Consider the following 25,648-nt stretch of genomic DNA (forward strand, 5'->3'; position numbering starts at 1 on the left):
CTAGAAAATTGTTATGTTTAGCTTGCCTCTACATGGTAGCATGCGTTTTTTGTCATATTTAAGGAAGATTTTTCCAAATAAACAATATATAATAAATGGTCGAGTATTCTAAATAAATTTAAATCAGTAAATATCTATGCTTTTATTAAAAAAATGTTTGTAAGTATAACTAGTTAAAAATGGATTAATTTCCATGAATTACATCGAATATGGGGTTGACAGCTTGTAAAACGAGGAGTGTTTATTACATCTATAACGAAGATGTAACTAAATTTAATGAAAAATGGCAAGAAGGGTAAGTTACATTTATTTACTAATATACTATCCATTTACCGTTTTTATTAAATGCTCTTTTCCAATTAAAACGATGTTTACCAGCTATATTTTAGTTCTCATCAATTAAAACTAAGGGAGTAGTTAGTACATTATAAAGGAGGAGTTTTGATTGATAAGGAAAACATCGAGTGTTGTACTGACTTCTGCTTTACTTTTCAGCCTTGCAGCATGTGGAATAGGGAATGATCATGTTGCCTATGACCCATCCAATGACGGTAGAGCGGGGACGATTCCAGTTCGTAATGACGTAAACAATAATCGCGGTTTTTTTGAACGAAATTTGGAGGATGGTAATAACTTTTTCGACAATGTCGTAAATGACAACCAATTTCAAGGTAGAAATAGAACCAATCGTGGCAATGACAATGTTGACATTTCAGCATCCAATACGAACATTAATAGTGACAAATATCCACATACAAGAGCAGTGTTGATTCAAGATGCAAAGTACTCGTTCACATCAGCCAATGGAACTGACATTGCTTCGATCCAAAAGCAACTTGAGGAACAATTAAAAGCAAGATTTGGCCAATTAACACCGCAATTACGTCAACAAGCGAAGCAACAAGCACAACAGCAAGTTCAAAAGCAGCCAGCGCAACAACAGCCGACGCAGCAACAACCGGCGCAGCAACAGCCAGCACAACAGCAACAACAACCTGCTGAACAGCCAAAAAAACAGGAGCAAACTCAAGCACAAACAGGAAATATTAGTGAATTTGCACAACAAGTCATCGATTTGACGAATCAAGAACGGTCAAAGGGTGGTTTGGCAGCATTAAAGGCTGATACTCAATTAAGTGGTGTTGCCTTGAAAAAGTCTCAAGATATGCAAGCCAATAATTATTTCTCTCACACCAGTCCTACGTATGGTTCCCCATTCGATATGATGAGGGATTTTGGGGTAACTTATAAGTCAGCTGGTGAAAACATTGCTCAAGGACAAAGAACGCCTCAAGAAGTTGTTCAAGCTTGGATGAATAGTGAAGGTCACCGAAAGAATATTATGAACGGCGATTTCACCCATATTGGTGTAGGCTATGAACAAAACGGTAACCATTGGACACAAATGTTTGTTGGAAGATAATAATGATTTTGGGAGTCTTATTGTCAACAATAAGGCTCCCTTTTATGCATATTTAAATACGTAAGTTAAATTAAGCAAAAAAATCCGTTCCTTAATGAATGGAACGGAGACAAGAGACGGTATTCGAGAAGGAAACCAACCTATATGTAGTGGTGACTGAGATGAAAAAATCAATATGTTGATTCGATTTTATCATACCATTTCTAGATAAGTAAACCAATTCTTTTTTATACTTCCTTTAACTCAGATATTTCAACGGTTGTACGCTCTTCTAATGGCCCTCTTAAATGAACAGTGGCAGTTTGGCCATCTTCATTTAGTTTATCAATCCAGACAGAAGCACCGTTATACTCCACTTCAATATCTGCAGAAGAAGATAGTATCTGTTTAATTCGTTTTGTATCCATCTTATCCCTCCTCAAATTTAGTTATCGTTAGTTTGTGGGGAGATAGGGTTTTTTATGCTCTAAACAGACCTGAATTAATTATGACGTCAGAAATACAGCATAAGGAATGATGATGAAAACTAGAGATATGGTTAAAAAGGTGGAAAAGGATTTTTTCGTTAATTTTTTTCCTACCCGTTTTATCGGTAGTCCATTTTTATAAATGATGTAAATAATCCCTAGCATTCCTAAAGCTTGTACACTAAATAGAAACTTATGAAATAAAGACGTTTCCATTAATTCTTGCGGGCTTGAATTTGAAATGACCTGAATGAATCGATCGTTTATGGTTCCGAACAGACCATAAAATAGAATGAGTAGAATAAGGATGATGAAAAATTCACGATAAAAGATTTTTATTTTAGACATGTATGGACCTCTCCTAGAAGTTGATAAATCATATACATGCTATCACTTCTTGATGTTGGATACAATCCATCATTAAATTTTCGAGTGCGATTGAATGTTTTTGATTAATTTTGAAAGAAAATGATTGATTTTGGTAGGTTATTGGGGTAAGATAAAAACATAAAGATGTAAACGCTTCACAAGGAGGTGCTGACTTGTTAGAAACTGAGAGACATGACAAAATTTTAAAGCTTTTGAAAGAGAAAAATACAGTAAAAATTCATGAGCTGGTTGAGCTTACGAATTCTTCAGAATCAACGATACGTCGTGACTTAACATATTTAGAAGATAAAAAGTTTTTAAAAAGGGTACATGGTGGAGCAGCTAGACTTCAAGGGAAATTACAAGAACCAACAATGATTGAAAAATCATCCAAAAACCACCAAGCAAAGCAAAAAATCGCTCAATATGCTGTTGGACTAATAGAAAAGGGTGATTCCATTTATTTAGATGCAGGTTCAACGATTCTTGAAATGATTCCTCATCTTCCCGAAAGTATCGTCGTCGTGACCAATGGAACGACACATCTTCCATTATTATTGGAAAAAAATATAAAAACATATTTAATTGGCGGGTTTGTTAAGCCTTCGACAAAAGCCATGATTGGTCGCGATGCCTTGGCAAGCCTTCAGCACTATCGATTTGATAAGTGTTTTATGGGAGTAAATGGGATTCATCCGCATTTTGGATTTACGACGCCCGATCAAGAGGAGGCGACCATAAAGGAATTAGCCATTTCATTATCAAGAGAAGCCTTCATCTTAGCAGATGATTCTAAATTTACAGAAGTGGCATTCGCAAAAATAGCAAATATTGATGCAGCAACGACCATTACCAATGATTTAGATCAAGATGTCAAAAAGCAATATGCAGGGAAAACAGAAATAAAGGTTGTGACAGCATGATATACACAGTTACGTTAAATCCGTCTTTAGACTATATGGTCAAACTGGATGAGTTTCACCTTGGTGGCTTAAATCGTTCCATTGCGGAGTCAAAGTTTCCTGGGGGAAAAGGGATTAATGTATCACAGGTTTTAAAAAGAGTTGGCGTTGACAGTAAGGCATTTGGGTTTATAGGAGGCTTTACAGGAGTATATATTGAAGATTATTTAGAGAATTACGGAATTACTACGGACTTTGTGAAGGTGCAAGAAGATACACGAATTAACGTCAAACTAAGTGCTCAAGATGAAACAGAAGTAAATGCTATGGGCCCAACGATTTTAGCAAGTGATTTTGAAGCATTAAAAAATAAAATAAAAAAACTGTCTGAGGAAGATATTCTGATTTTAGCTGGAAGTATCCCTAGCTCAATGCCAAGAAGTACTTATGAGGAGTTAGCTAAAATTTGTTTAGAAACCAAGGTTAAATGTATTGTCGATGCAGAAGAAGAGTTGCTAAAGAGTATTATCACATACAAACCTTTTCTTATTAAACCAAATCATCATGAACTAGGTGACTTTTTTAATGTAATAATTGAAAGTCCAGAGCAGGCGATTCCATTTGCACGGAAATTAGTAGACATGGGAGCACAAAATGTAATCGTGTCTTTAGCAGACAAAGGAGCTATTTTTGTAAACGAGAAGGTAACCTTTATTTCAAATACACCAAAAGGGAAGCTCCGGAGCTCTGTTGGTGCAGGCGATTCGATGGTTGCTGGTTTTATTGCAAAATATGAGCGCGGTGGAGATTATGAAGAATCTTTTCGCTTTAGTGTCGCATGTGGGAGTGCTACAGCCTTTTCATTAGGTTTATGTACGAAAGAGAAAGTAGAAGAAGTATTAACGCAAGTAAAGATAGAAGAAGTAAAGGGGGAACTATCATGAGGATTACTGAATTATTAACGAAACAAACAATTAAGCTTGCACTCAATGGAGAAGAAAAAATAAATGCGATTGATGAGCTTGTTGAGGTCCTTGATAAAGCAAATAAATTAGAAGACAGCGAAAGTTTTAAAAATGCGATTCTTGCTAGAGAAGAACAGAGTACAACAGGAATCGGGGAAGGTATTGCCATTCCGCATGCAAAGACAAAAGCCGTTAGAGAACCTGCGATTGCATTTGGACGTTCTGTTACTGGAGTTAATTATCAATCATTAGATGGTGCACCTTCTCATTTATTCTTTATGATTGCGGCAACGGAAGGAGCCAATAATACACATTTAGAAGCCCTTTCAAGACTTTCGACTATACTCATGAATAGTGAAGTGAGAGAGCAATTACTGAAAGCAAACACAGAAGATGAAATTATAGAAATTATTAATCGTTATGATGAAGAAAAAGAAGAAGAAGTGCAGTCTATGAGTGGGAAAAAAGATTTTATCGTGGCGGTTACAGCGTGTCCAACGGGAATTGCCCACACCTATATGGCGGCAGATTCATTAAAACAAAAAGCAGAAGAATTAGGGGTTGACATCAAGGTCGAAACAAATGGTTCTGGTGGGGCTAAAAATATTTTGACTGAAGATGAAATTGAAAACGCTGTTGCGGTTATTGTGGCAGCAGATACAAATGTGGAGATGAACCGATTCAATGGAAAGCATGTAATTGAAGTGCCAGTTGCCGATGGAATTCGTAAATCTCAGCAGTTAATTGAAAGAGCGCTAAAGCAAGATGCACCTATTTATAGAGGTCAAGGTGGAGCAAAAAAAGAAACGAAACAAGAATCTAGAGGCATTGCCGCAACGATATATAAGCATTTAATGAGCGGTGTTTCGAACATGCTCCCATTTGTTGTCGGTGGGGGAATATTAATCGCCATTAGCTTTATGTTTGGAATTAATGCAGCCAATCCATCTGATCCATCTTATCATCCAATTGCTGAAGCGTTAAATACGATCGGTGGTGGGACAGCTTTTGGTTTAATGATACCGATTTTAGCAGGATTTATTGCCATGAGCATTGCTGACAGACCAGGATTTGCTGCTGGTATGGTAGGCGGTATGCTTGCTGCTACTGGTGGGGCAGGTTTTCTCGGTGGTCTCGTTGCTGGTTTTCTCGCAGGTTATTTAGTTGTAGGTTTGAAAAAGCTATTGTCAGGCATGCCAGCTTCACTTGAGGGAATTAAAACGATATTACTATATCCATTATTAGGGATTGCTTTAACTGGATTTATCATGCTCTATGTCGTAAATAAACCAGTTGGTGCTTTAAATACGGCCATTTCTGATTGGCTCTCTGGACTTGGAACAGGGAATGCAGTGCTATTAGGAATTATCCTTGGATTAATGATGTCATTCGATATGGGTGGACCTGTTAACAAGGCTGCTTATGTATTTGGTACAGGACTTTTAGCAAATGGAGTTTATGAACCGATGGCAGCGATCATGGCAGCAGGTATGGTTCCTCCACTAGCAATCGCTCTGGCAACAACCTTTTTCAAAAATCGCTTTAATAAACAAGAACGTGATGCTGGGAAAGTTAACTATATTATGGGGCTGTCCTTTATAACTGAAGGTGCTATCCCGTTTGCAGCAGCCGACCCAATTCGTGTTATTCCTTCATTGATGGCTGGTTCAGCAGTTGCAGGTGGTCTATCGATGCTTTTTGGAATCGGTCTTCAAGCACCACATGGTGGATTATTCGTAATTCCACTCGTTAGTGGAGGATGGTTCATGTATTTATTAGCCATTGTTATTGGTGCGATTGTATCATCTGTTTTACTTGGTCTACTTAAAAAACCAGTGAAATAATAGAACATAAACGAACAAAGTCTAATGGGCTTTGTTCGTTTTTTAATTTAGGCTTTTTTCGCATACTTCATATTTAAGCAGCCATTATAGAATTAGTAAAGACTTAAATACGTTATCTGTACCAATTACGATTAAAGTCTAATTCTAATACTTGACCGAACTTATTGGCGAAGTCGATAAAATAGGCACCTTTTGCAGTCAAAATTCCTTTATCGAAGACATAGGGAGCATCGACATAACCTTTTTCTGAAAAGACGCCTAAAAACTCTCGAGCCTGTTTGGAAATTCCTGTCGTATAAAATCGATCAAGTAAAATACCAGCTTTCGCTAATAAAAATGGTGCACTCGAAATCGCACCGATGACGGCATCTTGTTCATATACTTTCCGGATAAATTCAAAGAGCGCTTCTTTCTCCATTAAATGCTGAAAGTCGTCTACACCAGGTAATACAAGGCTTTGAATTTGGTCCAGATGGACGTTATCAATGGTCGCTTCCGGTAAACATGTTAATCCAGCCTCACCCTTTACTGGATCGTCATTTAGACCGATGAATATTTTAGGATGATTGGCTTGTGTGAGAACAGAAAGGATTACAGATAGCTCGTATTCGCTAAATCTTGGATAAAGTAAGATGCCAGTTGTCATCACTTCACCTCCTAAGAAAAAGATCATCTTCATTCATACAATTTCTACATATTCTTTAAAATACCTTCAAAATTCATAAAATTACAAAAATAGATCAATTATCATAATGTGACCGAATTGACTCTATATATTTTAAGAGGAAGAAATTGAAAAATGAGGATAAATTTTGATAAAGAAAGGAAGGGGAATATTATTATGGCAAATTATGAACATACTGCAAAGTTTGAGCATCGTTTTTGGCTTCAAGTACTAGGGGATCATTCCAGATTTATTCATGATTCACTTGGTCCAAATGAAAGGGAGCTAATCGAACAAGCAAATGCTTTTATCTCCACTTTTGATGGATTATTAAATAGAGTAGACGGGGCGGATTTAATGAAGCTAAGTGAAGAGGCTGAGGTAGAGGCAAAGAAGCTTCGCCAATTCAAACTAGATATAATTGAGCGACATTTGACAGGAAAGATAACGATTCATTTAGGTCCTGCTTTTATTAGCCATATGGTGAATGAGTTAGAAGAATATTTGTTGGTATTAGGTTATCTAAAAAAAGGAGAGGTTCCTCCTGTATTTCATGAACTCCATCATCACTTGATTTGGCTATTAGATGGGGCCGGTCATGCAGGAACGATTTCCGATAATATGGAAACCGTTGAGAAGAAAATAAAACAAAAAAGCGATGAATTTACAAAGGGTTTTGAAGCTTTTTATTTAAAAGCAGTTGAGTTGACGGGGTTTTTACGAACGAATTTATCAACTTTTCCTGCTCTCGAGAAATTCAACCATGATGTCCAGCTAGAAATGAATTTATTTATGGGATTTCTAAATGAAATTGAAGAACTAGAACTAAGCAAAGAGGCTTTAGGCACATTTGCACCGCTAATGGCAGACCATATGATGCGAGAAGAATGCTACTACCTAACGAAGCTTGCTGAAGCAACGGACCTTGAAAAGCCTAATTGCGATCCAACTAAACCGAGATTAGAAGCGTAACTTCCTGTAATCAATCCTGCATTTTATGACTCGAAATAAAAATTAAAAAAATGCGGTCCAGCGTTCCTGGATCGCATTTTTTTAATCTAACCTAGTTGTTTAATAAACTCCCTCATAAACCCAGGTAAATCTGGCCATGCATGTCCTGAAACAAGATTCCCTTCAACATGTAGATGTTCCTCAATATATGTAGCACCTGTTGCCTCTACATCAGGTTTACAAGCAATATAAGCTGTAAGCTCACGGTCTTTTAAATATTCCTTAACGGTCGTTAATATTAGGCTCGCGTGACAAATTGCTGCAATTGGTTTATTTGTTTCAAAAAAATGAGAAACGATCGCTGGGACATTATCATTTAGACGGATGTATTCAGGAGCTCTCCCTCCCGGAATAATCAACCCATCATATTCCTCAGGCTTCACATCTTCAAATGTTAAATGAGATTCGATTAAATATCCTTTACTTTCCGTGTAAGTATCCCACCCAATAAAATCGTGCACGACTGTTTGTAATTGCTTCTTTGATGGAGCGGCAATTTGTACATCATAACCTTCTTCAAGACATCGGAAATACGGGTAGTAAATTTCTAATGCTTCTACCGCATCTCCCGCTAGAATTAGTACTTTTTTTGACATCATTTATTCCTCCTCTCCAAATATAAAGGGTTAGACCCTTCGATTATATATTCGCAGAAGAGGAGAGTAATTCCTTTTCGTTCACAAAAAATTCATTTCATTTTTACAATTTTGTATGAAGGATTGAATAGCAAGTCATATTAACATGGAGTGATATGTAATTCATGGGGAGGTTGCTATGCCGATTTATAATAATGAAGATTTCAATATGTATTATGATGATCTTGGTTCAGGAATTCCAATCGTCTTTATTCACCCACCTGGAATGGGTAGAAAGGTATTTCTTTTTCAAACAAGTTTGCAAGAACAGTTTCGAGTCATTTTTCCTGATCTAAGTGGGCATGGAGACTCGGTAGGAACTCATTTAGACATCTCTATTGAGAGCTATGCCATTGAAATAAAATTACTTCTCGATCATTTGCAAATTTCAAAATCAGTGATTTGTGGGTATTCAGCAGGTGGAATTATTGCACAAGAATTTTCCTTAACTTTTCCAGAGCGTACATCTGCAACCATCTTAGTAAGTAGTTATCCAAAAGTACAATCCCTCGTTTTAAAGGATGAACATTTGATAGGGATGTTTTTAGTGAAAAAATTCCCTCATTTTCTTGCTAAATGCATAGCAAGTAGTCATACAAATCGTAAAGATATTAGCAAGGTGTTTTTTGATCATATGATAAAAGCAAACAAGGAAACATGGTTCCAGTATTATGAAAAGACATTAGCTTACTCTTGTGTCGAACGTCTTACACAGTTGAAAAGTCCATTATTATTAGTGTATGGTTCGAAGGATTTCGCCAATCAGCATATAAGATCTTATCGAGACATTCCTCACCAGTTGAAAGTGGTAGAAAAGGTCTCCCATCAAGTATTAACCAAAAAATGGGAGATTTTCAACCGATTAGTAACGGATTTTATTTCAGAAACGGTTCATTAAGGAAAATTCAAAGCCAGCCAGTTTGTCGAGTTATTTTCATAAAACAAAATCCTGGCTGGGACTTATTCTTTCTTCTTATCAGGTTTAATGGCTAATAAGGTAAGTAAAACAGCGGAGATGCCAACTACGGCTAGTATATAAAAGAGACTTCCCTCAACATGTTTCAGTAAAATAGCCATTACTGGAGGTCCCGCTGCTACCCCAATGAAGCGCATCGAGTGGTAGATCGATGTAATCGTTCCCCGTTGATCCTTTTGAATTCCTTCCGTAATAATGGCATCAAGACAGGGCAGGCTTGCTCCTATGCCAATTCCACTTAACAAGAACATGATGATCATAAACCAGAGTCCTTTGGAAAAGCTTAAGCTTGCAATGGATAACGACATTAATAAAAGTGCCGCAAAAGTAATCCATTTCATCAATACTTTATTTTCTTTGATGATCTTCCCTGTAATGAGCGAGGTAAGACATAAGGCGCCCAAAGGTAAAGCAAGATATAAGCCTTTTTTTACATTCATAATTTGATGATCCCTCTCGAGAATTTCAGACAGATAAAAAAGAACCCCAAAAAGGACAAACATTAAAATAATCCCGATCGCAAAAATAGCGATTAACCATCTGCCGTTATTTTTAAAAATTTTCTTGATTTGGTGAATAAATTCCTTAAATGGAATGGGTTCGTATTCGGTTTTTCCTCGTCTGACAAAGATTGCCATTAAAAGGATCGAGATGAAACAGAAAATTGGAAAGGACAGAAATGGAATGAACCAAACAAAGGTTGCTAAAAAAGCTCCCAAAATGGGACTAATGACCTTCCCAAGTGTATTCGATGTCTCGATGATTCCGAGGGTGCTACTGACTTTTTTTTCGCTTTTAAACATATCGCCAACGAGGGGCATAACGATCGGTGCTGCACCAGCAGCTCCAATTCCTTGAAGTGCTCGGCCGATGAGGATAATCCAATAAGGATCAGTTATTTTCCAAGCAGCCCATCCGGAAATCATTCCACCGATAGCAGCAATGATGAGACTTGGAATGATTACTTTTTTACGGCCGATATGATCAGATATAAACCCAGCAATTGGGATTAAAATAATCGCGACAATGGAATAAACAGTAATGATCATACTTGATTGGAAAGATGTAATATTCAATTCTTCTTTCATTGCTGGAAGAACGGGAATAAGCATTGAATTACCTAATGTCATGACGAGAGGGATCGATGCTAACGCTAAAACACTCCATTTACTACCTTGCGAATGTTGTGTTTTTTTGCTATCCTCTTTCTTTGATAAAGAATTTTCAATGAAATCCATCTTTTGCTCCGCCTTTTTTATTATTGGTTATAAATTTTAGCAAGTAGAAGACTTCATATCTGATTAAAAATTGATAACTCCCTACATTAATATTTACATAAATGACGAAAAACTAACTGAAAAACGATTAACTATTTATGGATTGAAGTAAAAATTAATAATTAGAATTTTTCGATAAAAATAGTTGACTTTGATGCAATATGTGTATATGATAATTAACAATAAAGCAAAGCGTTGACGAAGAAGAGTAACTTAAAAGGATTCTTTAGAGAGCTGATGGTTGGTGCAAATCAGTGTTGATTTTTAAGTGAATGGGCTTCTGAGCTTCCAAACCGAACCGATTTTTGTAGTAGGCTTTGGCGAATGAGTCTCATCGTTACAAGAGACAGGTATTAAATGGCAAAATGCACATTTGATACTATGAGCGAGCTAATATTTTAGCTAATGAAGGTGGCACCACGGGTTTCTCGTCCTTTTCCCAGGATGAGAAGCCCTTTTTGTATGGTTAAAAAATGAATAGTGAACATCGTCGAGTAAGAAGAGTACATGGAAGATTGGTTTTTACAGAGAGCCGGGGCAGGTGTAATCCCGGTAAAGTCAAATCCATCGAATGGGCTTACGAGAGACAGCTTGAAATGTTAAGTAGGGCTGTACGGAATTCCACCGTTAAAAGGATAGGATTTACAAAGAAATTTGCGAATCCGAAAAAGTGGGAGCATTGATGAATGCTCTAACGTGAGGTGGCACCGCGGTAAAAAACTATCGTCCTCTATAAGCACAGCTATGCTTATAGGGGACTTTTTTATTTTAAAAAAGAAGGGGTGTTTTCAATGGTGAAATTGGACGAAAGAATCGTTTTAACTGAGTCAATTCAAGGGGATACGCTAACACCGATTTCCATTTATCAAAAGCTTGCAGGGAGTAAGAAATTTCTTTTAGAGAGTTCATTAAAGCATGAGGATTCGGGCAGGTATTCATTTATCGGTGCAAATCCTGCTTTTGAAATAAAAGGATTTCAACATGAAACCATTATTGTGAAAAATGGCGTAGAAGAAGTGGTTCAGGAAAGACCTCTTGATGTTTTAAAACGCTATATGCCACAGGTTGGCGAAATTGAAATAGAGGGTATCCCTTTCATCGGAGGTGCAATTGGCTTTGTAGGCTATGATGTTATTCGTCACTACGAAAAGATTGGAGAGGTGCCACGTGATGATTTTTCAATACCAGATGTGCATTTTATGATGTTCGAAGAAATCATCGCTTTCGATCATTTAGAGCAAAAGGTTTATTTAGTGGGGCTTCCCATTCTAGAAACAACAACAGAAGCAGTGCTTTCGAAACGTTTACAAATAAGAAAGAAAGAAATTTCTGAACGGGATGAAATAGGGGAGCAATCATTTAAACTCACGTCATTTGAAGCTGCCATGACTAAAGAACAGTTTGTAGAGAAAGTGAAAAAAGCAAAGGAGTACATTGTTGAAGGGGATATTTTTCAAGTCGTATTATCGCAGCGGATGACCGCTAAAATGAGCGGAGATCCTTTCTTATTCTATCGAAAGTTACGCGTACAAAATCCTTCTCCATACATGTACTATTTAGATTTTGAAGATTATATCGTAGCAGGTGCATCACCTGAGAGTTTGATTAAAGCAACAAACGATACAGTAATTACCAATCCAATTGCTGGAACAAGACCAAGAGGAAGCACTCCTGAAGAAGACGAAAGACTTGCCGAAGAGTTGAAACAAGATGAAAAAGAGCTTGCCGAACACCAAATGCTTGTTGATTTGGGGCGAAATGATATCGGCAGAGTGAGTAAATTTGGAACGATCAAAATTGAAAAATATATGGAAATTGAAAAATACAAGCATGTCATGCATTTAGTTTCAGAAGTCAGCGGAATATTGACCGAAGATTACAGTCCGCTTGATGCTTTAATTGCTTGCTTACCAGCAGGTACCGTTTCTGGTGCACCGAAAATTAGAGCGATGGAAATTATCAATGAGCTTGAAGAAGTGAAAAGAGGCGTATATTCAGGTGCGATTGGATATCTTTCAGCAAACGGCAATATGGATTTTGCCTTAGCGATTCGAACGATGGTCATGAAGGGTGAAGATGTCTATATTCAGGCTGGTGCTGGAATTGTGTATGATTCCATCCCAGAAAAGGAATATGAAGAAACTTTACACAAACTAAGGGCTTATTTGGAGGAAGAGAAATGATTTTACTGATCGATAATTATGATTCCTTTACCTTTAATTTGTATCAATATTTTGGCGAACTAGGCGAGGAAATCATCGTTAAGCGTAACGATGAGGTAACGATTGATGAAATTAAGGCACTGAATCCAGATGCCATCTGTTTATCACCTGGACCAGGAAGACCAGAAAATGCAGGAATCTGTGTGGAGTTGATCCAGGCTTTGTATCAAGAAATTCCCATTCTCGGAATTTGCTTAGGCCATCAGGCGATTGGGTACGCCTTCGGAGCCAGTGTTGTGAAAGCGAAAAACATCATGCATGGAAAAAGGTCATCTTTGACCCATACTGGAACAGAGCTATTTCACGATCTACCAGTCCCAATCGAAATTATGCGCTATCACTCTTTAGTGATTAAAGAAGAAACCTTGAGTAATTCGTTTACCATTCTTGGAAAGTCGCTAGATGATCAAGAAATTATGGCGATTAAACATAAGGATTATCCTTTATTTGGTCTTCAATTTCACCCTGAATCAGTCGGAACGGAAACTGGAAAACAAATGATTGAAAAATTTCTTGAGAGTATCAGGAGGGGAAAGGGAAATGAGAAATTATCTACAACGGTTGGTTGAGAGGGATTCCTTAACAAAGGTAGAGATACAGGAGGTAATGAACAATCTTTTTTCGGAGGAAACAACAGATAGTGAGATTGCTGCTTTTATGGTCGGGTTAAAAACAAAAGGGGAAACAGTTGATGAAATTGTAGGAATTGTTGAAGCCCTTAGGGAAAAGGCATTACCTTTTCAGTCGGAAATTCCCAATATCATCGATAATTGTGGAACAGGAGGAGATGGCTCGAAAAGTTTCAATATTAGTACAACCTCGGCATTTGTTATGGCAGGAGCAGGACTAAAGGTGGCAAAGCACGGAAATCGAAGTATTACGAGTAAAACAGGAAGTGCCGATGTGTTGGAATACTTGGGTGTGAATTTGGACTTAGAACCAAAAGTTTCACTGGAACTATTGCAAGAAGTAGGAATTACCTTCCTTTTTGCTCCGTATGTTCACCCAAATATTAAACGAATTATGAAAGTTCGCAGAGATCTTCGAATCCCGACCGTGTTTAATTTAATTGGTCCGTTAACAAATCCAGTTGATTTGGATTATCAGCTCCTTGGGATTTATCGAAGGGATTTAATAGAAATGTTTGCAGAAGTGTTAAAAACATTAGGAAGAAAACGAGCGGTCGTACTAAATGGAGCAGGATTTATGGATGAAGCTTCTTTAGCAGGCGAAAATCATTTGGCCATCTTAGAAAATGGAAACATACGATATCGAGTTCTACATCCTGAGGAGCTTGGCTTTTCTATTTATAGCAATGAGGAGATAAAAGGTGGAGATTCAAAAGAAAATGGCGAAATTCTCTTAAACGTTCTAAAGGGAGAAAAGGGGGCAAAGCGTGATACGGTTCTCCTCAACGCTGGAATAGGCATCTTTACGAGTGGGGTTGCTTCTTCGATTGAATCAGGGGTCAAACTTGCAGCTGAAAGCATTGACTCAGGTGCAGCCATAGAAAAGCTTGAAAAACTTATTGAAAAAAGTCAAGCAGGTAAGGCAGAGGTGATTTAGATGGAAACCATTTTAGATAAGATTATTGCTGTGAAAAAAAAAGAAGTAGAAGTGTTGAAGGAGAGTATCCAGTCTGAAATTAAGGTCGCTTTCCCAAGAAATTCACTTGTTGAAAATCTTGCCCATGCTAAAGAACTAGCCATTATCGCGGAATTCAAAAGAGCCTCCCCCTCTAAAGGGGATATTAATCCACATATAGAACCTGCCTCACAAGCACAAAGATATGTCGGGGCAGGGGCTGATGCAGTATCGGTCCTAACAGACGAAACCTTTTTTAAAGGCTCCATGAATGATTTAGAGAAGGTAAGAGCGGCGATTTCTAACCCGATTTTATGTAAGGACTTCATCATTGACAGAATTCAAATAGATGCAGCTAAAAAAGCTGGGGCTAATGTCATCCTCCTCATTGCAGCGGCATTAGATGACGAGCAGCTTCACGGGCTTTATCAATATGCACAAGAGCAGCAATTAGATGTCCTAATGGAGATTCACAATGAAAAGGAAGCAGAAAGAGTTTTAAAAACAAATAACCGTTTGATTGGTGTCAATAACCGTAACTTAAAAACATTTGAAGTCAATCTAGATATGACAGAAAATCTTGCGCCACTGATCATAAGCGAGGGCAGATATTTAATTAGTGAAAGTGGAATCCGTACGATTGATGATGTGAAAAGAGTGATTGCTGCTGGAGCGAAAGGCATTCTCGTCGGAGAAACATTTATGAAACATAAAAGTCCAGATGTAATTTTAAAGGAAATGAAGCTTCCATTAAGTGAGGTCTTGAACTGATGAAGGTTAAAATTTGTGGAATTAAAGATGTGGAAACGGTTCGCTATGCAATTGAACAAGGTGCCGATGCTGTCGGATTTGTGTTCGCGGAAAGTAAAAGGAAAATCACTTCTGAAGAAGCTGGGGAGTTGATCGACAGCTTGCCTGCAAATGTACTTAAAGTAGGAGTATTTGTTAATGAAGCTTTAGAAGTAGTCCAAGAGATAATTGCTCAAACAGGTATAAATGTTGTGCAACTCCACGGGGATGAATCCCCTGAATACTGCCGGCAATTAACTGTGCCTGTCATTAAAGCTTTCAGCATCGAGTCGAAAGAGGATTTAGAACAAATTCATCAATTTGATTGTGACTATGCTCTACTTGATAGTCCTAAAGGTAAGTATCGTGGAGGAAATGGGGTTAAATTCGATTGGAGCTTGTTGTCGCAATTCGATAGAAGAGGGAAGAAGATTATTTTAGCTGGAGGATTAAATCCCAATAATGTCGAGGATGCCATTAAAGAAGTAATGCCTTATATGGTCGATGTAAGCAGTGGAGTTGAAACGGATGGAAAAAAGGACTTCGCTAAAATACAAACGTTTTTAAGAAAAGCTAAAAATCGGGAGGAAGTAAAATGAACACGTACGCATTACCGAATGAAAAAGGTCATTTTGGCAAATATGGTGGGCGGTTTATTCCGGAAACGCTTATGCAAGCGGTGAAAGAATTAGAGGTAGCATACAAGGAAGCGATCAATGATGAGAGCTTTCACAAACAATTAAATACACTGTTAACAGACTATGTCGGAAGAGAAACACCTCTATATTATGCTGAGAATTTAACTGAACACGCAGGTGGGGCGAAAATCTATTTGAAACGTGAAGATTTGAACCATACAGGTGCCCACAAAATTAATAATACAATTGGGCAAGCACTTTTAGCGGTAAGAATGGGTAAGAAGAAAATTGTTGCAGAAACAGGTGCTGGCCAACATGGAGTGGCAACGGCTACAGTTTGTGCACTCTTAAATTTAGACTGTGTCATCTTTATGGGAGAAGAGGACATCAAACGTCAGCAATTAAATGTTTTTCGGATGGAGCTATTAGGTGCAAAGGTTGAAGCGGTCACTTCAGGGAGTAGAACTTTAAAGGATGCTTGTAATGAAGCTCTCCGTTACTGGGTTTCAAATGTTCATGATACGCATTATATTTTAGGATCTGTGATGGGACCTCATCCATTTCCAATGATGGTACGTGATTTTCAAAGTGTGATAGGGAAGGAAACAAAGAAACAATTTGTGGAGAAGGAAGGAAGATTACCAGACGCGTTAGTAGCCTGTATTGGCGGCGGGAGCAATTCAATGGGAATGTTTTATCCGTTTATTGAAGATGATGGGGTAAACATGTACGGGGTTGAAGCAGCTGGTCTTGGAATTGATACAGCAAAGCATGCTGCCTCATTAACGAAAGGAAAACCAGGTGTTTTACATGGAGCACTTATGTATCTTTTACAGGATGAAGCTGGCCAAATTCAAGAGGCTCATTCCATATCGGCAGGCCTAGACTATCCTGGGGTTGGACCAGAGCATAGCTATTTGAAGGATATTGGCAGAGTAGAGTATCAATCGATTGCAGATGACGAAGCATTAGAAGGATTACAACTTCTTTGTAAACTAGAGGGAATTATTCCAGCGTTAGAAAGCGCACATGCAGTCGCCTACGCGATTAAACTTGCGAAAACGATGAGCTTGGAAGAAGGCATTGTCGTTTGTTTATCCGGTCGTGGTGATAAGGATGTTCAAACGGTAAAAGCGAGATTGGAGGGAGAACAAGGATGAATCGATTAAATAAAACATTTGAACGTTTAAATGAGAAAAAGGAGAAGGCCTTTGTTCCTTATATCATGGCAGGTGACGGGGGGCTTGACTCCTTAATGGAACGGATTGTTTTTCTTGAATCTTGTGGGGCAACCGCTGTGGAAATAGGCATTCCATTTTCTGATCCAGTGGCGGATGGACCAACAATTCAAGCTGCCGGTTTGCGAGCTCTTGAAAAAGGAACCACTTTAAAGGCTGTACTTCAAACGATTTTAAATGTAAGACCGATTGTGTCAATTCCCATTATCGTTATGACTTATATGAATCCGATCTATGCTTATGGAATCACTTCTTTTATAGAGGATGCTAGTAAAGCGGGAGTGGACGGATGTATAATCCCAGATTTACCAATTGAAGAAGAGGACTTAGTAATTTCTCACTTTGATGTTGCTGACATAGAACTCATTCGCTTAGTGACATTAACAAGTTCCAATGAGAGAATTAACGAAATTGCAAGTAGAAGTAGAGGCTTTCTCTATGCGGTAACAGTAACCGGTATAACGGGTGCTAGAGCAAACTTTCATCAAGATGTTGAGAGCTATTTGAAAAATATTCAGGAAATCAGCTCCATTCCCGTATTAGCAGGTTTTGGAATTTCTACACCAGAGCAAGTGAAGGAATTCAGCCAATATTGTGACGGTGTTGTAGTTGGAAGTAGAATTGTGGATTTATTTCATAACAACAATCTAGAAGAAATCGAAGAACTGATTAAGTCGATAAAAACGATTGAGGTGTAAGCGAGTGGACTCCACTCGTTTTTTATCATTTTTAAATGGATTTTTAATGAAAAGATTGATATATTCAGGGAGAGGAAAATATTGGACAGATGTAGGATGTGATTTTTTTAATGGCGTTAATGGAAAAAAGATGGTTCAAAGTAATGATTGCGATCATACTATTTTTGCTTATTGTGTTATTACTGAACATTAACAAATTTCTGCTCGTACCAGTAGTGGTACTGCTACAGACGATCTTTCTCCCGTTTGTATTGGCGGGAATTTTGTATTATTTATGCCGTCCATTAGTGACATTTCTTGTGAAACAGAAATGTCCAAAATGGTTGGCAGTAATAGCAGCATATGTTGCGATCATTTTATTTGTATACGGGGTTGTTAAATTAGTTGCTCCTGCTATCAATGATCAGCTAGAAAGATTTGTTGCTAATTTACCGACAATGATCTCAACAGTTATGGAATGGATCACTTATGTACAAGAAAATCGTACTACGTTTCCAAGTTTTGTGCAGGATGCCATGCTATCAGCTAGCCAAGATATTGAATCAAAACTCCAAGAAAATGTGGGCAATATCGCGAACGGGATTTTAGGTGTTTTCGGGGTTATTGGTGGATTTATTAATATCATTTTTGGCTTAGTTCTTGTACCATTTATTCTTTTTTATATGTTGAAGGATGGACATCGTTTTGCACCTAGTGTTTCCGTGTTCTTCCCAAGATCGAAAAAAGAGAATGTGTTATCAATCCTTAAAGATATGGACAAAACGATTGCTACCTATATTCAAGGTCAAATGATTGTTAGTTTAATTGTTGGTATTCTGTTACTGATAGGCTATTTGATTATTGGCTTAAACTATTCATTAGTTTTAGCTGTATTTGGAATGTTCACAAATGTCATTCCCTTTTTAGGTCCATATATTGCGGTCATCCCAGCGTTATTGGTTGCCGTTTTTCAGGATCCGATGATGGTTTTATATGTGGCCATAATCATGTTAGTTGCCCAACAAATTGAAGGTAATATTGTCTCACCTAATATTATGGGGAAAACACTGAATATCCACCCTTTAACGATTATTGTCCTCATTTTAACGGCAGGAAGTTTAGTGGGAATTGTGGGTGTGATTTTCGTCATTCCGCTCTATTCAATTGTGAAGGTGATTGTCGTTAATGTCGTGAAAATCTATCGAACTGCATAAGAAAAAGCATGTTAATTCAATTAGAGTTAACATGCTTTTTTCTTATACTTGATACTTTTTCATCGTTTGAATGAGGTTTCGCAGATCTTCAATTAAAATCTGTCCAGGTGCTGAAGGTCTATCTCCAACAGCAAAAATAAGTTCGGAACCAAAAATCCATCCAGCCATACGACTTATAGCGCCGATATCCCCCATCGCCATTGTGGCTATTGATATAGGTAGACTCTTTTTCGCTTCTTCAGTTACTTGAAGTAATCGTATGACATCAGCATGATCATTCGGCATAACCGCGATTTTACCGATATCCGCATGTAATGAAGCGGCTTTATTTAAGATTGCTAGAAGTTCTTCTTTTGAAGGAGTCGATTTAAAATTATGATACGATAAAATAAGGAGCTTTCCATGTCTTTCAGAAACTTCACGAATATGAGAAATCACTTCTATCGTGTTGCGTAATTCATAGTCAATAAGATCAATAGATGTTTCTTCACAAATTGTAACTAGTAATTTATTGATTTCATTTTCAGATAATGAAACAGGATTTCCGCCCTCTGCCTCTGACCGGATCGTAAAAAGAAGGGGAATGTCTCCTAGGTTATCGTGTAGAGTGTTAGCGAGTTTGAGAACTTTATCTACATGATGTAATTCCTCAAAAAAATCAGCTCTCCATTCGATCAAATCAGGTTCTTGTCCTTTCACACGTTCGATTTCTATTAGCAATTCATTTTTCGTTTTTCCAACGATCGGTGCACATATGTAAGGATGGTTCTTAAATTTCATTTCTTTTAGCATCTACCTGTTCTCCTTATTGTCCGAATGAAACTATACCTGAAAAAAGCATACCATTTACAGCTGATTTTAGCTAGAATCAGTAAACAAATAGGTCGAAAAAAAGCGCCAGAATAGGCGCTTAGTGCAAACTGGTGTGTGGCGAAGAGTCCATTTTAGTTTAGTAGCCCATATAGCTAGCTCCGATGATAACTAACAAAATAAATAAAACAACAATTAACGCGAATCTTGAGTTGTTGCCTCCGTGTTCGTAGCTCATTAAGATCACCTCCAGTTCACAACTAACAGCATTGTGAAAGCTGTCGCTAATATCATATGAAAATCGTTAACGGAGGGTTGGACAAGTAGACGACTCCAATCGCCCAAATTAAGAGAAAAACGTGAAATTCTTGTTAATTTGCTATACGAATAAATTGTTAAATTATGGTTTAACTGAAAAAAATAATCCGAATTAACTAGAATATTTATAATTCTTTGAGTCCTCGGTCACTATCCACAGAATTCATTCCTATGATAAGTTTAAAATACATCAAGAATATTCAGAATTTATATACTTTTTACTAAAAGGAGGACTTTATGAAGAAGTTAAAAGCACTATCGATCTTATTATTAGTTCTACTCTTGTTTAGTACTTCTGTATCAGGGGCATCCCTTCCTCAACAAAAGGAAACTACACAAAGGAGCGTAACAGCAACTAAGTCCATTTCAAAGTCTGAGCTCGATAAACAATACGCTCCATCAGATCCGGTACGTGTTATCGTTGAAATGAAATCAGAGCCTGTTGTTGAGTATGCACAAAAGCGAGGCAAACGTTATAAAGAACTCCCGGAAGCAACAAAGAAAAGCTTAAAGGCAGAAAAGCTTCAAGAGCAGGGAAAAGTAAAAGAGAAAGTAAAAAAGAAGAAGATTAATCTTCGTGAGAAAGAATCCTTTACGACTGTTTTAAACGGTTTTAGTGCTGAAGTGAAATATGGGGATATTCAAGAAATCGAAAAGCTTCCGGAAGTAGCGGAAGTTCAAATCACTTTGGAGTATGAACGTCCAGATGAATCTCCAGATATGGTATACAGTAAAGAACTCGTTCAAGCCCAAGAAGCATGGAGAGATTATGGTTTCAAAGGTGAAGGAATGATTGTCGGAGTTATTGATACAGGGATCGATCCAGCCCATCGTGACATGGTTCTATCTTCGAAAAAAGATGCAGCACTGAAAAAGAATGATGTTAAAAAGTACATAAGAGAAAACGGGCTTAATGGTCAATATTATTCCGATAAAGTCCCTTACGGATACAATTATATGGATGAAAATAATATCATTCGTGATATTGCTCCTGGTGCTTCTATGCATGGAATGCATGTTGCTGGGACGGTAGGGGCAAATGGAAATGAAGAAAATGGAGGCATTAAGGGAGTAGCACCTGAAGCTCAGTTATTAGCCCTTAAAGTATTTGGAAATGATCCTAATATTACGACAACTTACGGGGATATTTATGTAAAGGCAATTGACGACGCGATTATTTTAGGTGCCGATGTTTTGAATATGAGTTTAGGTTCAACAGCTGGATTTGTGTCATCTGAAACGATGGAGCAGAAAGCCGTCACAAGAGCTGTTGAAAATGGAGTACTTATGTCAATTTCTGCAGGAAACTCTGCTCATCTAGGAAACGGTTGGGCAAATCCGTTAGCCTCAAATCCGGATATTGGCGTTTCTGGTTCTCCTGGAGTCGCTTATGACTCTCTACAGGTCGCATCTGTAGAAAATACGTTTATGGATTTGGATGCGGTAAATTATGTAATTGATGGAGTAGAGAATAATGCCCCATTCCTCTCTGCTGGAAATACTCATCCAAATGATGTGGAAACAAAAACATTCGATATCGTGTATGGTGGCTTAGGTTATCCTGAGGAACTTACGAATGTAGATGGTAAATATGCGTTAATCCAACGCGGAGAGCTTGCTTTTGTTGATAAAGCATTAAATGCTCAAAATGCAGGAGCTGCAGGGGTTATTATTTATAATAACGCCGATGGCTATGTCAATATGGCCACAGATTCAGCAATCATGATTCCACAGCTATTTATGCTGAAATCAGATGGAGACCAATTAGCTACAGCCCTTCAGGCAGGACAAGTTGTTTCCATTACATTTAATGGAGAAAAGACGACGGCTCCAAATCCTGAAGGTGGAAAAATGAGTGCCTTTACGTCTTGGGGCTTAACTCCGAACTTAGATTTTAAACCGGAAATTGCAGCACCAGGGGGGCAAATTTACTCTACCCTTGAAAATAATCAGTATGGAATGATGAGTGGAACATCGATGGCAGCTCCTCATGTTTCCGGAGGGGCAGCGCTTGTTCTAGAGAGAGTAGATAACGAATTCGGTGTAACTGGCTTTGAGAGAATAAATATTGCCAAAAATCTACTTATGAATACATCTAGTCCAATTAAAGATCAGGGCTTTGTCAATGGCGTATTTGGTTGGGATAATCCATATTCTCCAAGAAGACAAGGTGCGGGAATCATGCAACTTCATTCAGCCTTGAAATCCCCAGTTATTGTTACGGAAAGCCGTACCAATGAAGGGAAAGTTGCCTTAAAAGAGATTCACGATCAATTCGAGTTTACATTAACTGCGCTAAACTACAGTGACGAAGCTGTTAGCTATAATGTTTCAGCCAATCTTCAAACAGATTTTGCAGGTTGGGGAGAGTTAGGCTATGAAGCAAACGTACTAGAGGCAGCTCCAATCTATGATGCTAGTATACTTGTAAATGGAGAGACAGCAACAGAAATCACGGTCCTTGCTAATGAATCTGTAACCTTAACAGTAACGGCAGATTTATCGAATGCAACAGTTGTAGAACCGTCAACTGGAGCGTTAATCCCTGCAACGGATGTCTTTATCAATGGCTATTTTGTTGAAGGATTTGTCACCTTGACTGATTCTACAGACGTCAATCCAACATTAACCGTGCCTTATGTTGGCTTTAATGGAGACTGGGATCAAGCTCCAATTATTGATGGCATGGTCTATGATGAACAGTCTTTTTATGGCATGGGTGGAGCTGTATACGATGCAGGAGAAGATAGCTACAATTATTTAGGATATGATCCAATCTCAAGTACGATTACAAATGAAAATATTGCGTTTTCTCCAAACGGAGATCATATTCAAGATGAAATCATTCCGATTCTCTCTTTCCTTCGGAATGCTAAAGAAGTAGAGTTAGCGATTCTTGATGAGAATGGAAATGAAGTTAGAAAGCTACGCACGGAAAATGAAGTACGGAAGAATTACTATGATGGAGGATTAAACCCTCATTATACATTGAACCCATTATGGGAGTGGGATGGAAAGATTCAAAATGCAACGGCAGAAGATGGACAATATTATTTTGAAATTCGCACTGTCATTGATTTCCCTGATGCAGATTGGCAAACTGTTTCAATCCCAGTTAAAGTGGACACTGTAGCTCCTAGTATTGAAGCTGAATTAACAGAAACCACGTTAGCCTTAAATGTTGAGGATAACGAAAATGGTTCTGGAATTGCCTATATTGATATATTAGTAGACGGAAATTCTATCCTTGCAACACCGCTTCCAGGTGATACGACTGAATATACATTACCTGAGGATGCTGCATTTGATGAAGTGACAGTGGTTGCATATGATTATGCTGGTAACATAGCGGAGGAAAAAGTGGAAGCTAGTAGTAGTGACAAAACGATGCCTTTTGTGTATTTAGTAAATCCAGAAGCATTAGAGGTTTACAATTCTGGTGAACTACAGGTAAATGGATATGTTGTTGAAAATGAATCAGGTTTGAAGGAATTGACGATTGCTGGTGAAAAAATTCCATTCCAGTTCAATGAAGCAACAGCAAGATATGAATTTGATTCAACCATTGAAGTTGAGGATAATTTTCACCGTCTAGATGTAAGAGCCATTGATTATGCTGCTAACGAATTTTCAATCAAGCGTGACGTGTTTGTGGATAGTACAGCCCCAGTATTGGAAGTAAAAGGACTACCTAAAGACCAATACATTAAGCATAACGCTAAAAATCCAGTTGTAGACCTTCAAGTAACGGACAACTTTGATGAAATTCGATTTTATTACAATGGAAGTGAAGAGTTTTACCAAGAGCTAAAAGCTCCTTATGAGATGAGAAGCTTTAACAAAGTTTTTTCCGACTACACATTAATACTTGCAGATGGATGGAATACCTTCACCTTTGAAGTTGAGGACCTTGCAGGAAATAAAACGATTGAAACAATTGAGCTTTATAAGTTAAAAAAGGGTGAGAAAGCACCAAAGAAAGACAACCCAGGAAAAGGTAAAAAGTAAAAAATTAGAAAGCAGATTGAATGAGTCTATAAATGTCGGAACGGTTTTTAACGAGAGCGGCGAAGGTAGATGAAGAAGCTGCTTTTCCCTTTGAAAATATTGAAGAGCTAAAAGCTTCAGGATACACTCAATTAACGGTTCCAAAAGAATTTGGAGGAGAAGAGATTTCCTTATATGAACTCGTTCGTTTGCAGGAACAAATAGCCATTGGTGATGGAGCGACTGCCTTATCGATCGGCTGGCATATGGGGATATTGAAAAATTTAGCTGAAAAACGAATCTGGAGTGAAGAGATTTACAAAAGAATACTGGAAGATGTCAAAAAAGGAGCCTTGCTTAATGGTGCTGCCAGTGAACCTCAAACAGGCAGTCCAACAAGAGGTGGAAAGCCGACAACAACGGCGACAAAGTCGGAGAATGGCTGGATTCTTAACGGTCGCAAAACGTTTACAACGATGTCACCAGTACTGGACTATTTTATCGTCAGTGCGAGTGTAAAGGATTCTGATGTAGTAGGAAATTTCCTTGTTCAACGTTCCCTACCAGGTGTTGACATTGAAGAGACTTGGGACAGTATTGCGATGCGGGGCACAGGAAGTCATGACCTTGTATTAAAGGGTGTTGAGGTAAAGAGTGATGATTTTGTCGAGCGTTTCGTTCCAGGAAAGAAATCGGCTAATGGCTGGATGTTACATATCCCAGCCTGTTATTTAGGAATAGCCCAAGCAGCTCAAAAATACGCTATTACCTTTGCAAAGAGTTACTCACCGAACAGTATATCAGGAACGATTAGTGATATCCCTAGTGTTCAACAGCGGATCGGAGAAATGGAGCTAAATATCTTGGAGGCAAAACATTTTCTCTATTCGGTTGCCAAGCAATGGGATTCCTCAACAGAAGAGGAGAGGATGAGATTAAACGCTGAACTTGGAGCGGTCAAACATTCAGTAACAAATAAAGCGCTCCATGTGGTCGATCTAGCTATGCGTGTTGTGGGAGCAAGAAGTCTTTCGCAACAAAATCCTCTTCAACGTTATTATCGAGATGTGAGAGCAGGGCTTCATAATCCACCGATGGATGATATGACGATACAAATGTTAGCTAAAAAAGCAATTGCATCAAATTGAACAAAAAACCGCCGAACGAAGGCGGTTTTTTTGTTTTCTAGAAATTTACAAATTCCCTCGACTTGTGGATAAGTGTTCGATAAAATGTTCGTATAAACAGTAGGAGTATCGGTATGAAAAAATAACAGGAAAAATTCCGCTTAATGAGCAAGCATCATGAAAAAGAGCCGAAATAACAGGAAAAATTCCTGCTATTCCCTCAAAAAATGCTAAAATAAACGATTTTGCTCTCCATAAGCGGAAAATCTTCCGTTATTTCCCCTAAAAGGGACTCCATTAAGGAGATAACAGGAAAAATTCCGCTTAAGGGTGAGAGAGGTTTGGAACAAATAAGGTCTTATATTAGAAATTAGACAAACCGAAGCTTCCAACATTTTGTAGGAGCTTTTTTGTTTGCCAAACTATCTAGAAATTTTTGTAACATTTATGTAACTTTACCAATGCTATTGAAGTCAAAGAAAGTGAACACAGTTTTTACATATACAAATTC

General features: G+C 38.0%; 23 protein-coding genes and 2 other annotated features. Of the genes, 16 read left to right on the plus strand and 7 right to left on the minus strand.

Going from position 1 to position 25,648, the window contains the following annotated elements:
- The first annotated feature begins 445 nt into the window (after positions 1 to 445).
- A complete protein-coding gene (locus tag AA0X71_RS10380; protein ID WP_413361811.1) occupies positions 446 to 1,423 on the plus strand; it encodes a CAP domain-containing protein in 978 nt (325 codons plus the stop codon).
- Positions 1,424 to 1,650: 227 nt separating this feature from the next.
- On the opposite strand, the gene AA0X71_RS10385 is transcribed toward AA0X71_RS10380, so the two are convergent.
- Together AA0X71_RS10385 and AA0X71_RS10390 are read right to left on the minus strand one after the other, a co-directional pair.
- Complete coding sequence (locus tag AA0X71_RS10385; RefSeq protein ID WP_413361813.1) at positions 1,651 to 1,830, minus strand: small, acid-soluble spore protein, H family; 180 nt, start codon at positions 1,828 to 1,830, stop codon at positions 1,651 to 1,653.
- Between the two features lie 78 nt (positions 1,831 to 1,908).
- Positions 1,909 to 2,238 carry a hypothetical protein gene (locus tag AA0X71_RS10390; RefSeq protein WP_413361815.1) on the minus strand — a complete coding sequence of 110 codons (330 nt, stop codon included), beginning with the start codon at positions 2,236 to 2,238 and terminating at the stop codon, positions 1,909 to 1,911.
- A gap of 194 nt (positions 2,239 to 2,432) precedes the next feature.
- On the opposite strand from AA0X71_RS10390, the gene AA0X71_RS10395 reads away from it, so the two are divergent.
- The 3 genes from AA0X71_RS10395 to AA0X71_RS10405 are packed head-to-tail and all read left to right on the plus strand — an operon-like array spanning position 2,433 to position 5,970.
- Complete coding sequence (locus tag AA0X71_RS10395) at positions 2,433 to 3,182, plus strand: DeoR/GlpR family DNA-binding transcription regulator (RefSeq protein ID WP_413361817.1); 750 nt, start codon at positions 2,433 to 2,435, stop codon at positions 3,180 to 3,182.
- Positions 3,179 to 4,105, plus strand: coding sequence for a 1-phosphofructokinase (gene pfkB / locus AA0X71_RS10400; protein WP_413361819.1), 927 nt, complete (start codon positions 3,179 to 3,181; stop codon positions 4,103 to 4,105). Before AA0X71_RS10395 ends, pfkB begins: the two co-directional genes overlap by 4 nt.
- Positions 4,102 to 5,970 (plus strand): fructose-specific PTS transporter subunit EIIC, encoded by a 1,869-nt coding sequence (locus AA0X71_RS10405; RefSeq protein ID WP_413361821.1) that lies wholly within the window; start codon positions 4,102 to 4,104, stop codon positions 5,968 to 5,970. Before pfkB ends, AA0X71_RS10405 begins: the two co-directional genes overlap by 4 nt.
- A 112-nt stretch (positions 5,971 to 6,082) precedes the next feature.
- On the opposite strand, the gene AA0X71_RS10410 is transcribed toward AA0X71_RS10405, so the two are convergent.
- On the minus strand, positions 6,083 to 6,616 hold the full coding sequence (locus AA0X71_RS10410) for a DJ-1/PfpI family protein (RefSeq protein WP_413361823.1): 534 nt from the start codon (positions 6,614 to 6,616) through the stop codon (positions 6,083 to 6,085).
- Between the two features lie 195 nt (positions 6,617 to 6,811).
- Here AA0X71_RS10410 and AA0X71_RS10415 point away from each other — a divergent pair, with 195 nt between their 5' ends.
- Positions 6,812 to 7,606 (plus strand): DUF2935 domain-containing protein, encoded by a 795-nt coding sequence (locus tag AA0X71_RS10415; RefSeq protein ID WP_413361825.1) that lies wholly within the window; start codon positions 6,812 to 6,814, stop codon positions 7,604 to 7,606.
- Between the two features lie 86 nt (positions 7,607 to 7,692).
- On the opposite strand, the gene AA0X71_RS10420 is transcribed toward AA0X71_RS10415, so the two are convergent.
- The gene (locus AA0X71_RS10420; protein WP_413361827.1) at positions 7,693 to 8,241 is read right to left on the minus strand and encodes a DJ-1/PfpI family protein; all 549 of its coding nucleotides are present in this window, start codon (positions 8,239 to 8,241) and stop codon (positions 7,693 to 7,695) included.
- Positions 8,242 to 8,419: 178 nt separating this feature from the next.
- Here AA0X71_RS10420 and AA0X71_RS10425 point away from each other — a divergent pair, with 178 nt between their 5' ends.
- On the plus strand, positions 8,420 to 9,178 hold the full coding sequence (locus AA0X71_RS10425) for an alpha/beta fold hydrolase (protein WP_413361829.1): 759 nt from the start codon (positions 8,420 to 8,422) through the stop codon (positions 9,176 to 9,178).
- A 62-nt stretch (positions 9,179 to 9,240) separates the two neighbouring features.
- Here the strand turns inward: AA0X71_RS10425 and AA0X71_RS10430 are convergent, their stop codons facing one another.
- Positions 9,241 to 10,494 (minus strand): MFS transporter, encoded by a 1,254-nt coding sequence (locus AA0X71_RS10430; protein WP_413361831.1) that lies wholly within the window; start codon positions 10,492 to 10,494, stop codon positions 9,241 to 9,243.
- 225 nt (positions 10,495 to 10,719) lie between these two features.
- Positions 10,720 to 10,972: a binding site (T-box leader), on the plus strand.
- A 42-nt stretch (positions 10,973 to 11,014) separates the two neighbouring features.
- Positions 11,015 to 11,267, plus strand: a binding site (T-box leader).
- A 57-nt stretch (positions 11,268 to 11,324) separates the two neighbouring features.
- On the opposite strand from AA0X71_RS10430, the gene trpE reads away from it, so the two are divergent.
- From trpE to AA0X71_RS10470, 8 genes are all read left to right on the plus strand, one after another.
- Entirely contained in the window at positions 11,325 to 12,716 is a 1,392-nt protein-coding gene (gene trpE / locus AA0X71_RS10435) for an anthranilate synthase component I (RefSeq protein ID WP_413361833.1), read from the plus strand.
- Complete coding sequence (locus AA0X71_RS10440; RefSeq protein WP_413361836.1) at positions 12,713 to 13,324, plus strand: anthranilate synthase component II; 612 nt, start codon at positions 12,713 to 12,715, stop codon at positions 13,322 to 13,324. Before trpE ends, AA0X71_RS10440 begins: the two co-directional genes overlap by 4 nt.
- A complete protein-coding gene (trpD, locus tag AA0X71_RS10445; protein ID WP_413361838.1) occupies positions 13,296 to 14,321 on the plus strand; it encodes an anthranilate phosphoribosyltransferase in 1,026 nt (341 codons plus the stop codon). Before AA0X71_RS10440 ends, trpD begins: the two co-directional genes overlap by 29 nt.
- Entirely contained in the window at positions 14,322 to 15,110 is a 789-nt protein-coding gene (trpC, locus tag AA0X71_RS10450; RefSeq protein WP_413361840.1) for an indole-3-glycerol phosphate synthase TrpC, read from the plus strand.
- The gene (locus tag AA0X71_RS10455) at positions 15,110 to 15,727 is read left to right on the plus strand and encodes a phosphoribosylanthranilate isomerase (protein WP_413361842.1); all 618 of its coding nucleotides are present in this window, start codon (positions 15,110 to 15,112) and stop codon (positions 15,725 to 15,727) included. The genes trpC and AA0X71_RS10455 overlap by 1 nt, the downstream gene beginning before the upstream one ends.
- Complete coding sequence (gene trpB, locus AA0X71_RS10460; protein ID WP_413361844.1) at positions 15,724 to 16,926, plus strand: tryptophan synthase subunit beta; 1,203 nt, start codon at positions 15,724 to 15,726, stop codon at positions 16,924 to 16,926. The genes AA0X71_RS10455 and trpB overlap by 4 nt, the downstream gene beginning before the upstream one ends.
- On the plus strand, positions 16,923 to 17,702 hold the full coding sequence (trpA, locus tag AA0X71_RS10465) for a tryptophan synthase subunit alpha (RefSeq protein ID WP_413361846.1): 780 nt from the start codon (positions 16,923 to 16,925) through the stop codon (positions 17,700 to 17,702). Before trpB ends, trpA begins: the two co-directional genes overlap by 4 nt.
- Positions 17,703 to 17,812: 110 nt before the next feature.
- The gene (locus AA0X71_RS10470) at positions 17,813 to 18,895 is read left to right on the plus strand and encodes an AI-2E family transporter (protein WP_413361848.1); all 1,083 of its coding nucleotides are present in this window, start codon (positions 17,813 to 17,815) and stop codon (positions 18,893 to 18,895) included.
- A 42-nt stretch (positions 18,896 to 18,937) separates the two neighbouring features.
- Here AA0X71_RS10470 and aroD read toward each other — a convergent pair whose 3' ends face one another.
- Together aroD and AA0X71_RS10480 are read right to left on the minus strand one after the other, a co-directional pair.
- Positions 18,938 to 19,687 (minus strand): type I 3-dehydroquinate dehydratase, encoded by a 750-nt coding sequence (gene aroD / locus AA0X71_RS10475; RefSeq protein ID WP_413361850.1) that lies wholly within the window; start codon positions 19,685 to 19,687, stop codon positions 18,938 to 18,940.
- 157 nt (positions 19,688 to 19,844) lie between these two features.
- Positions 19,845 to 19,943, minus strand: coding sequence for a YjcZ family sporulation protein (locus AA0X71_RS10480; protein WP_413361852.1), 99 nt, complete (start codon positions 19,941 to 19,943; stop codon positions 19,845 to 19,847).
- 317 nt (positions 19,944 to 20,260) lie between these two features.
- On the opposite strand from AA0X71_RS10480, the gene AA0X71_RS10485 reads away from it, so the two are divergent.
- Together AA0X71_RS10485 and AA0X71_RS10490 are read left to right on the plus strand one after the other, a co-directional pair.
- Positions 20,261 to 24,031, plus strand: a complete 3,771-nt coding sequence (locus AA0X71_RS10485; protein ID WP_413361854.1) for a S8 family serine peptidase — start codon at positions 20,261 to 20,263, stop codon at positions 24,029 to 24,031.
- Positions 24,032 to 24,063: 32 nt separating this feature from the next.
- Positions 24,064 to 25,158 (plus strand): acyl-CoA dehydrogenase family protein, encoded by a 1,095-nt coding sequence (locus AA0X71_RS10490; RefSeq protein ID WP_413361856.1) that lies wholly within the window; start codon positions 24,064 to 24,066, stop codon positions 25,156 to 25,158.
- Positions 25,159 to 25,648: the final 490 nt, after the last annotated feature.

This window comes from Robertmurraya phoenicis, assembly GCF_047302285.1.
Lineage (GTDB): Bacteria > Bacillota > Bacilli > Bacillales > Cytobacillaceae > Robertmurraya.